The organism is Bacteroides caecigallinarum, assembly GCF_021530995.1.
Taxonomy (GTDB): Bacteria; Bacteroidota; Bacteroidia; order Bacteroidales; family Bacteroidaceae; genus Phocaeicola; species Phocaeicola faecigallinarum.
In genome coordinates this window covers 1-10,329 of the sequence record NZ_JADYTF010000122.1, presented here as the reverse complement: position 1 = coordinate 10,329, position 10,329 = coordinate 1, and the positions used below count along the sequence as shown (strand labels likewise).

Below are 10,329 nucleotides of genomic sequence, written 5' to 3'. Positions count from 1 at the left end.
ACATTCACAAGTTGTACAAACGAAGAAAATATCGATACTCCGGAAAATACTTCAATCACGGAGGAAACCAGATATGCAAACAAGTTTGCAAAAGAAGTTTTAGAATTATATTACTACTGGAATGAAGAGATTTCAAAAGACCTGAATAAACTTGATCCCGAAAAAAATAGTGACCCGATATCTACTGTAGAGGAAATAAGATATCACGACGGTACGAACCAGGTAGACAAATGGACTATGCTGACAAACAATATGGATGAATTCACAAATAGTGTGCAAGGTGTATCTACAACATACGGATATACCCCTAAAGTTTACTATTTAAGGGAAAACTCGAACGAACTTGTAGCTGCTGTAGCATTTGTGTCGGAAAATAGTCCAGCAGAAAAAGCCGGTCTAAAAAGAGGTGACTTGATTTATAGAATCAACGGAAATACTCTAACCACAGAAAACTATCTTGACTTATATTATTCTTCACAAATAAAACTTTCACTGGCCAAGCTTGTAGGTAATGAAATTACACCAACCACCGAATTATCTTTGACTGCCATAGAAATGTATGAAAACCCCATCTTATGTGATACTGTATATAACTTCAATGGAAAGAAAGTAGGATATCTGGCATACAGCAGTTTTGACCTAGAATCTATACCGGAACTTATAAATATATGCAAGGATTTCAAAAGTGAAGGTATAAAAGAACTTGTTCTTGACTTAAGATACAATGGAGGAGGATACGTAATAACTGAAAATGTTTTGGCATCAATGTTTGCACCACAAACTAATGTCACCAATAAAGATATTTTTGAAAAAGAAGATTATAATGATTTCTTTACTGAATACTATAAGCAGGAAGGAATTTCTACTGAAACACGGTTCGAAACAGAATATAATTATAATTATAATGACATAAACCAGCATGTCAGCACCAAAGATGCGAACATTGGTCTTGAAAAGATTTATGGTATTATAACAGGTAACAGTGCCTCTGCTTCAGAAGCTTTGCTTTCAGGACTTATGCCATATATGGATATCGAGCTTATAGGCGAACAATCGCATGGTAAATATTGTACAGGATGGATGCTTGCTGCTGAAGATGCTTACAAGACAGTTCCACTAGCAATAAAAGACTGGGGTATTTATGTAATGGTCAGCATATATAAAAATGCAAACGACGAGACACCATGTATGCCAAACGGACTTACACCTGATGTAAAGGCTGAAGATAATCCAATTGAAACATATCAGCTAGGCGATGAAAATGAAGCTATGCTGAAGGTGGCACTGCAAAGAGCAGGAAAGGTATATCCAGAATCAAGAAGCAGCGTAACTTATTCACCATTTATTGACTCTAAGGTAATTGAAACTCCTAAAAAACCTAACTTCGGAAAAAGAATCATCATGCCTTCACTATCACGTATGCCTGGTATCGGGTTGAAGACAACACAGGAGTAAGTGTGAGATAACCGCTCTTTATACGGCCTAAGGAATCAACAACCATTGGTTGTTCTACTGACATTCTCTGATGTGCAATAAGAGCTTCTCCGTCTGCGTTATAATGCTCTATTAAAAATATTCCGCGTGAGGATGAAGACAGGTATCTGTCAAAAAATATACGTGACACGACACCCATATTCATCCTCATATTTATTTCTACACATGGATGCAACAGGATTTCACCATTCTGACAGCAAATCATCATATCCACACCAAAGTAGCCGGTATAGCAACCTGAAAGCATACTGGAGAATATTTCAATGAGTTTTTTGCGTACATCGTGCAATGTTGCAGACGTAATGCCATACGAAAAAAGATGTTCTTCAATACCGGCATCAGATATGAGTATATTCTGCTTGTAATTACCAAAATCGTCAGTCTCGAACAATGAATATCCGGCAAAAGTGACATCACCATCGGATGAAGAATAGAACTCCATGGCGAAATCGCATACTTTATTATAAACAGGTTCGGTCATAACACACCCCTGGGTACGAAGTATGCGCGAAATCCAACCCTCTGCATTGGTATTCCACGACTGACGGTACACACGGTACAATCCCCTACCGCTTCCTGACCACGGTGCTTTGAGTATCAGACTTCCGTTTGCTTCAAGATACATTCTGACTTCTTCAAGTTTATTGCAGCAGAAAGCTTTTCCACAAATTCCATTTACATACGATAATTGAGACAACACTTCCACACACCGCTGACGACCGGACAGATAGCGAATTATATCCAAAAACGCAGAATCAGGAAGTAAAGAAGATTCTGTTCCACTGGCTGACAACATTTGCACCAAAGCCGGACTCCACCCCCATGGATTTATCTCGTATGAATCAGTATCGGAAACGAATCTCTCACTCGAAAAATCCTTAAAGTCTGCAATCTGCGAACGAAAAGTTTCTACCGTGAAGCTGTCGGCAACATATATGAGTGCACCGTCCGGAGCATACCAAAGTGGAAGAAAACTCAAGTCATTACTCATACGGACTATCTCAGCAGGAACTCGATAATAAGGAGTGAAATTAGCCAAGGCCATGTCGTGCCAGGGATTGAATATATATAACTGCTTTTTCATCGTATCTTAACCGGATTTTATCTGCAAAGATATACTAAAAAAATAATTTTTGCTATGTCTAGTTTGCAATATTATGAACTATTCGTATATTTGCACCGAAGTAAAGAATATATTCATGGAGGCTTTTTACAGAACACATTCTTATTTAGTTGAACATACCAATGCACCCGTACGCAGAGATCTTATGGATGAAATAGACTGGAGTGCACGTCTGATTGGTATAAAAGGTACGAGAGGAGTTGGAAAAACTACTTTCCTTTTGCAGTATGCAAAAGAAAAGTTTGGCTTTGACCGTTCATGTCTGTATGTTAACATGAATAATTTTTACTTTTCACAGGTAAATCTGGTTGATTTTGCAGCAGATTTCATTAAACGCGGAGGAAAAGTTCTTCTTATTGACCAAGTTTTCAAACTACCTGACTGGAGCAAATCATTACGCACATGTTATGACAGATTTCCCAACCTGAAAATTGTTTTTACAGGTTCATCAGTAATGAGATTAAAAGAAGAAAATCCTGAGCTGAACGGAATAGTAAAATCATATAACTTAAGAGGTTTCTCATTCAGGGAATTTCTTAATCTGCAAACTGGAAACAATTTCTCAAAATACACTCTTGAAGAAATACTTAACAATCACGAACACATTGCAAAAACTATATTGCCACATGTAAATCCAACTCAATATCTTCAGGATTATATACATCATGGATTCTATCCTTTTTTTCTTGAAAAAAGAAATTTCTCAGAGAATCTACTTAAGACCATGAATATGATGGTGGAAGTAGATATTCTGCTGATAAAACAAATCGAGTTGAAATATCTCTCGAAAATAAAAAAATTACTATATTTACTGGCGGTTGACGGACCGGGAGCTCCCAATGTAAGCCAACTCGCTGAGGAAATACAGACATCCAGGGCAACTGTCATGAATTATATAAAGTATCTGGCAGATGCAAGACTTATAAACATGGTCTATCCTAAAGGTGAAGATTTTCCGAAGAAACCTTCAAAAATAATGATGCACAACACAAGCCTGATGTATAGTATATATCCGGTTAAAGTGGAAGAACAAGATGTTCTTGAAACTTTCTTCGTTAATTCCTTATGGAAAGACCATAAAATCAATAAGGGAGACAAGGGTACGTCTTTTCTGGTAGATAACGACCTGCATTTCAGAATTTGTGCTGACGGATGCAAATTCAAGACTAACCCTAATGTATACTACGCAATGCACAAACTGGAACTGGGACACGGAAATCAAATTCCATTATGGATGTTCGGATTCCTATATTAATAAACGAGAATAAAAGTTCTTATTAACTAATTATTATAATTTAGTAATTGTATGACTAAACAAAAAAAATTCATCACTTGTGATGGTAACCAGGCTGCTGCACATATCTCGTATATGTTCTCAGAAGTAGCAGCTATCTACCCTATCACTCCATCTTCTACAATGGCTGAATATGTAGATGAATGGGCTGCCGCAGGACGTAAAAACATCTTCGGCGAAACAGTTCTTGTTCAGGAAATGCAGTCAGAAGGCGGTGCAGCAGGTGCTGTACACGGATCTCTTCAGGCTGGTGCCTTGACTACTACTTACACTGCATCTCAGGGTCTTCTTCTTATGATCCCTAACATGTATAAGATTGCAGGTGAATTCCTTCCATGTGTATTCCACGTATCAGCTCGTACACTTGCTTCTCACGCATTGTGTATCTTCGGTGACCATCAGGACGTTATGTCTTGCCGTCAGACTGGTTTCGCTATGCTTTGCGAAGGTTCTGTACAGGAAGTTATGGATTTGGCCGGTGTTGCTCACTTGTCAACTATCAAATCACGCGTTCCATTCTTGAACTTCTTCGATGGTTTCCGTACTTCACACGAAATACAGAAAATCGAAATGTTGGAAAACGAAGACCTCGCTCCACTTATCGACCAGAAAGCTTTGGCTGAATTCCGTGAACGTGCACTTAGCCCTAACAAGCCGGTTGCACGCGGTATGGCTGAAAACCCAGACCACTTCTTCCAGCACAGAGAATCATGCAACCCATTCTATGATGCAGTTCCTGCTATCGTAGAAGAATATATGAACGAAATCAACAAGATTACAGGACGTAACTACGGCTTGTTCAACTACTATGGTGCTGAAGATGCTGAACGCGTAATCATCGCTATGGGTTCTGTAACTGAAGCTGCTCGCGAAGCTATCGACCACTTGGTAGCAAACGGCGAAAAAGTTGGTTTGGTTTCTGTACACTTGTATCGTCCATTCTCAGCTAAACATTTCTTGGCTGCTGTGCCTAAGACTGCTAAGCGTATCGCAGTTCTTGACCGTACAAAAGAACCTGGAGCTAACGGCGAACCTCTTTACCTTGACGTTAAAGACTGCTTCTACGGACAGGAAAATGCCCCAGTTATCGTTGGTGGACGCTATGGTCTTGGTTCTAAGGATACAACTCCTGCTCAGATTCTTTCTGTTTACGAAAACTTGGCATTGCCTACTCCTAAAGACCACTTCACAATCGGTATAGTTGACGACGTTACATTCACTTCTCTTCCTAAGAAAGAAGAAATCGCTCTTGGCGGTGAAGGTATGTTCGAAGCTAAGTTCTACGGACTTGGTGCTGACGGTACTGTAGGTGCTAACAAGAACTCTGTAAAAATCATCGGTGACAATACCAACAAATATTGCCAGGCATACTTCTCTTACGACTCTAAGAAGTCTGGTGGTTTCACTTGCTCTCACTTGCGTTTCGGTGACCACCCAATCCGCTCTACTTACTTGGTAACTACTCCTAACTTCGTAGCTTGCCACGTACAGGCTTACTTGCACATGTACGATGTAACTCGCGGTTTGCGCAAGAACGGTACTTTCCTTCTGAACACTATCTGGGAAGGTGAAGAACTCGCTAAGAACTTGCCTAACAAGGTTAAGAAATATTTCGCAGAAAACAATATCTCTGTTTACTACATCAATGCAACTAAGATTGCTCAGGAAATCGGTCTTGGTAACCGTACTAACACAATCCTTCAGTCTGCATTCTTCCGTATCACAGGCGTTATCCCTGTAGAACTTGCTGTAGAACAGATGAAGAAATTCATCGTTAAGTCTTACGGTAAGAAGGGTGAAGACGTTGTAAACAAGAACTATGCTGCTGTTGACCGTGGTGGTGAATACAAACAGCTTACTGTAGATCCAGCATGGGCTAGCCTCGAAGTTGAAGGTGCTGCTGCAAACAACGACCCGGCATTCATCAACGAAGTAGTTCGTCCTATCAACGCTCAGGACGGTGACTTGTTGCCAGTTTCTGCATTCAAGGGTATCGAAGACGGTACTTGGCATCAGGGAACAGCTAAATACGAAAAACGTGGTGTAGCTGCTTTCGTTCCAGAATGGAATGCTGAAAACTGTATCCAGTGTAACAAGTGTGCTTACGTTTGTCCTCACGCTGCTATCCGTCCATTCGTTCTTGACGCTAACGAACAGGCTGGTGCTAACTTCACTACATTGAAGGCTGTAGGTAAGCAGTTCGACGGTATGACATTCCGTATGCAGGTTGACGTAATGGACTGCTTGGGTTGCGGTAACTGTGCTGACGTATGTCCGGGTAATCCTAAGAAGGGTGGTAAGGCGCTTACTATGAAACCTCTTGAAACACAGCTTGCTGAAGCTGCTAACTGGACTTACTGCATCGACAACGTTAAGAGCAAACAGCACTTGGTAGACATCAAGGCTAACGTTAAGAACTCTCAGTTCGCTACTCCATTGTTCGAGTTCTCTGGAGCTTGCTCTGGTTGTGGTGAAACTCCATACGTTAAATTGATTTCTCAGTTGTTCGGTGACCGTGAAATGGTAGCTAATGCAACAGGATGTTCTTCTATCTATTCTGGTTCAGTTCCTTCAACTCCATATACAACTAACGAAAAAGGTCAGGGTCCAGCATGGGCTAACTCATTGTTCGAAGACTTCTGCGAATTCGGTCTTGGTATGGAATTGGCTAACAAGAAACTCCGCAACCGTCTGGAAGAAGCAATGAAGGCTGCTATCGCTGCTGAAGGTACTCCAGCTGAATACAAGGAAGCATTCCAGGAATGGATTGACGGCCGCAACGATGCTGACAAGAGCAAAGCTGCTGCTGAAAAGATCATCCCTATGGTAGAAGCTGCAAAAGACAAGTGCTCTTACTGCGCTACTATCGCTGAATTCAAAGACTACCTGGTAAAACGCTCACAGTGGATTATCGGTGGTGACGGTGCTTCTTACGATATAGGTTACGGTGGTCTTGACCACGTTATCGCTTCTGGTGAAGATGTAAACATCCTTGTACTTGATACAGAAGTTTACTCTAACACTGGTGGTCAGTCATCTAAGGCTACTCCTCTTGGTGCTATCGCTAAATTCGCTGCATCTGGTAAGAGAGTACGTAAGAAAGACCTTGGTATGATAGCTACAACTTACGGATATGTTTACGTTGCACAGATTGCAATGGGTGCTGACCAGGCTCAGACATTGAAGGCTATCCGCGAAGCTGAAGCTTATCCAGGTCCATCATTGGTTATCGCTTATGCTCCATGTATTAACCACGGTTTGAAAGCTGGTATGGGTAAATCTCAGGCTGAAGAGGCTAAGGCTGTAGAATGTGGTTACTGGCACTTGTGGCGCTTCAACCCAGCATTGGAAGAAGAAGGTAAGAACCCATTCTCACTTGACTCTAAAGAACCAAACTGGGAAGGATTCCAGGATTACTTGAAGGGCGAAGTTCGTTTCGCTTCTGTAATGAAACAGTATCCTACTGAAGCTGCTGACTTGTTCGCTGCTTGCGAAGACATGGCTAAGAAACGTTATGCTTCTTACAAGCGTATGGCTGCAATGGACTGGAGCAATGAAGAATAATCTGATATAAAAAGATTAATATAACAAAAAAGACGGCTGAATACCAAATGGTATTTGGCCGTCATTTTGTTATAAGAAAATAAGATTCGAAAACTAAAAGATACAAAAATGATCCATTAAATTCTTCTTATATTTTCTGGATATCGTTACCTCTTTTATATTTTCGAATGGAGGACACAAAACACAAGTACTATCGTGAATCATAACCAGAAAATCCAAATTTATAATATAAGACTGATGTACTTGAATATAATTTTTGTTATATGCACATAAAAACTCAGCTGATACATTTCGTCGCAAAGGCACAACCTCGTCAGTAACAAGAACTGCCTCCCAAAGTTTGCGATCGGAAGCATATCTGAAGAAACCTACATCGGATGATTTTATCATTCTCATTTCACCGGTAGGCAAAACAACCATAAATGAGGATTCTTTATTATCTGCATTTATAATCTCATGTTTATCAAATAAAGAGGTTTTACTTTCATAATCAAGTAAAAACCTGGAAATCACAACTTCGAATTCTTTTTTGTCTATTGGCTTCAACAGAAAATCGAATGCACTATTCCTCAATGCATTGATGAGGTACTTATCATGAGCAGTATAAAAGACAACTCGCATACTCCAATTTACGCTATCCTTTATTTCTGCCAAAAGTTCCATTCCATACATCTCCGGAAGTTCAACATCCAAAAAGAGAAGATCAGGCATAATTCTCATTATCATATCCTTACCAGACTCTGCGTCATGAGCAACGCCATCTACATGAAAGCGTGGATATCGGCTTAACTCTTTGACAAGAGCTTTTGCTGATGCATTTTCATCATCAATTATTACCACTTTATAATAATTACTCATAGTCATTTACTAATCTTAAATTTATAACTACCAGGAACGGAATATCTGATTTCACATCCTGTTTCATTTTCATCAATCTTCACATTGGATATTTTCATTACTATCTGCTCTTTATTATACATATTGAGCAACTGTATTGTTTGGGTTATAACTTTAAGTCCTGTTCCGGTCCCTCTATTACTACTTACAGGCCTAAATCCACCACCATTGTCAACAATTACTATTTCCACTCCAGCATTATTTTTATTTACATTTATCCATAAACACTTCTTCCCTTTCTTCACCTTTAATGCATGTTTTATAGAATTTTCTACTGGTATCTGTATCAACATAGATGGGATGTACGTATCTTCACATACAACATCGTCAGAAACATTCACTTCATAATGAAAATCTTCGCCTAGAGTTTGCTCCTGAAGAGTAATATAGGTTTTTACAAAATCCAATTCATCATTGAGACTTATACTCAAATTTCCGGTTAATTCAAGATTCTTACGTATCAGTTTTGACAGATTTACAAGACAACTTTTGTCATCATCATTAGTATACCTCACCATTTCCCGATTTAACACATTAAAAATAAAATGCGGAGAAATCCTATTTCTTATATTTTCCAAGCGTAGAGTGCTTATATCTGTTTGCATATTCCATATTCTTTTGTCAAAACGACGTTTTCTATAAATAATGAACATACCTGAAAATGAAATAAACAGCAAAATTGCAAGCACAAGAATTGATATCCACTGATGAAGCACCAATACCTGACCTTCTTTTTCCTTGATAAACATCTCTTTTTTCATCAAGGTACTGTCCTGCCTGTACCTCAAACTTATTTCAGCTGAACGCATCTTGATACGTTCATTTCTAATAGAATCATCAATATGAGCATTATTCTGTTGATAATAATAAGCTTTTTTGTAATCTCCACTCTCAGCAAAATAATGTTGAAGATATTTGTTCCTTATATGAAGCATATTAGGTTCAATAAAATCAGGTTGCACTGCATCCCTGATAATTTTTGAAGCTACAGAGATATTACCTTTTTTCAAAGCCAACTCTATAAGTTGGGTTTCAATATAATATAATGCAGAAGTATGATTTATTGATTTAAAAAAAGAATAACATTCCTCCAAATAGGCAGTTGCAGAATCGGTCTCATTCATAAGCATGAAAACCTCTCCCATATTCACCTTCGTAAATTTACGTTCAAACTCCATATCAGGATATTTGTTGGCCAATTGTAATGATTCTCTAAAATAATCCATTGCCTTATCATATTCACCACGATAATAATAAGAATTTCCTCTATTATTTAAATAGATATGTTTTTCAAAAGGTAACATATCATCAAAGTACCTGCCTGCCAGATCATAATAAAAATCGCACTTGTCATAATCTCTTAAGTCCATATAAACTTGTGCCAAACCATAATAAGAAGGAAATCTACGATTCTCTGGAAGCATTAAAGTGTCAGATATAGACAAAGATCTCCTATACCAAAATGAGCCCTGATCAAATTTACCTGAACGTACATTTGCATCAGCCAAATTTATTGTAATATCAATCAAATCATGTGATAAACCTAGCTTTGAAGAATAATCATATGCTTTCTGGAAATATATAACAGCTGAGTCCATTACAGATCTGCGCGCATACAGGTTTCCACGCATATTATTAACACTGGAAAGTAATCTGTAAGGAGTATTTTCTTCTGAAATCTTACTGCAATATCCTTCAATGCTATCCAGAAGTATAAACACAGAATCATATTCTGACAAAAATAATTTTGCTTTTGACTTTATCATCAAAAGAGAATAAAACTCATCATTGTGAACTCCTGAAGATATAATACTATCTATCTTATTACAAACCAATTCTGGATTAGAACCTAACAACGTATCAAGATGAAATATAAAAATTTCATCACTATTGTTTAAATGCTCATCTTTGTGCGAAACACAAGCTATAAAAATTATATTGGACGATAATATATATA

The 10,329-nt window shown here is 38.5% G+C and carries 6 protein-coding genes; 3 read left to right on the top strand and 3 right to left on the bottom strand.

The genetic code is table 11. The features are described from left to right. A partial coding sequence (locus I6E24_RS13730) for a S41 family peptidase (protein ID WP_235329102.1) occupies positions 1-1,455 on the top strand: 1,455 nt, incomplete at its 5' end. Here the strand turns inward: I6E24_RS13730 and I6E24_RS13725 are convergent. Continuing rightward, positions 1,400-2,578 carry a hypothetical protein gene (locus I6E24_RS13725; protein WP_235329101.1) on the bottom strand — a complete coding sequence of 393 codons (1,179 nt, stop codon included), beginning with the start codon at positions 2,576-2,578 and terminating at the stop codon, positions 1,400-1,402. The two genes, I6E24_RS13730 and I6E24_RS13725, sit on opposite strands and share 56 nt — an antisense overlap. A 115-nt stretch (positions 2,579-2,693) precedes the next feature. Between I6E24_RS13725 and I6E24_RS13720 the strand changes: the two genes are divergently transcribed. Together I6E24_RS13720 and nifJ are read left to right on the top strand one after the other, a co-directional pair. Beyond that, positions 2,694-3,872 carry an ATP-binding protein gene (locus I6E24_RS13720; protein ID WP_235329100.1) on the top strand — a complete coding sequence of 393 codons (1,179 nt, stop codon included), beginning with the start codon at positions 2,694-2,696 and terminating at the stop codon, positions 3,870-3,872. Between the two features lie 51 nt (positions 3,873-3,923). Continuing rightward, entirely contained in the window at positions 3,924-7,475 is a 3,552-nt protein-coding gene (gene nifJ, locus I6E24_RS13715) for a pyruvate:ferredoxin (flavodoxin) oxidoreductase (protein ID WP_235329099.1), read from the top strand. Between the two features lie 93 nt (positions 7,476-7,568). On the opposite strand, the gene I6E24_RS13710 is transcribed toward nifJ, so the two are convergent. Then, a complete protein-coding gene (locus I6E24_RS13710) occupies positions 7,569-8,333 on the bottom strand; it encodes a LytR/AlgR family response regulator transcription factor (RefSeq protein ID WP_235329098.1) in 765 nt (254 codons plus the stop codon). Between the two features lie 2 nt (positions 8,334-8,335). Beyond that, positions 8,336-10,329: tetratricopeptide repeat-containing sensor histidine kinase (locus tag I6E24_RS13705; RefSeq protein ID WP_235329097.1), on the bottom strand; the 1,994-nt coding region annotated here is incomplete at its 5' end.

Excerpts from the sequence above, each read along its gene's own strand:
- I6E24_RS13710 (WP_235329098.1), bottom strand. The coding sequence starts at position 8,333 with ATGAGTAATTATTATAAAGTGGTAATAATTGATGATGAAAATGCATCA.
- nifJ (WP_235329099.1), top strand. The coding sequence starts at position 3,924 with ATGACTAAACAAAAAAAATTCATCACTTGTGATGGTAACCAGGCTGCT.
- I6E24_RS13725 (WP_235329101.1), bottom strand. The coding sequence starts at position 2,578 with ATGAAAAAGCAGTTATATATATTCAATCCCTGGCACGACATGGCCTTG.
- I6E24_RS13720 (WP_235329100.1), top strand. The coding sequence starts at position 2,694 with ATGGAGGCTTTTTACAGAACACATTCTTATTTAGTTGAACATACCAAT.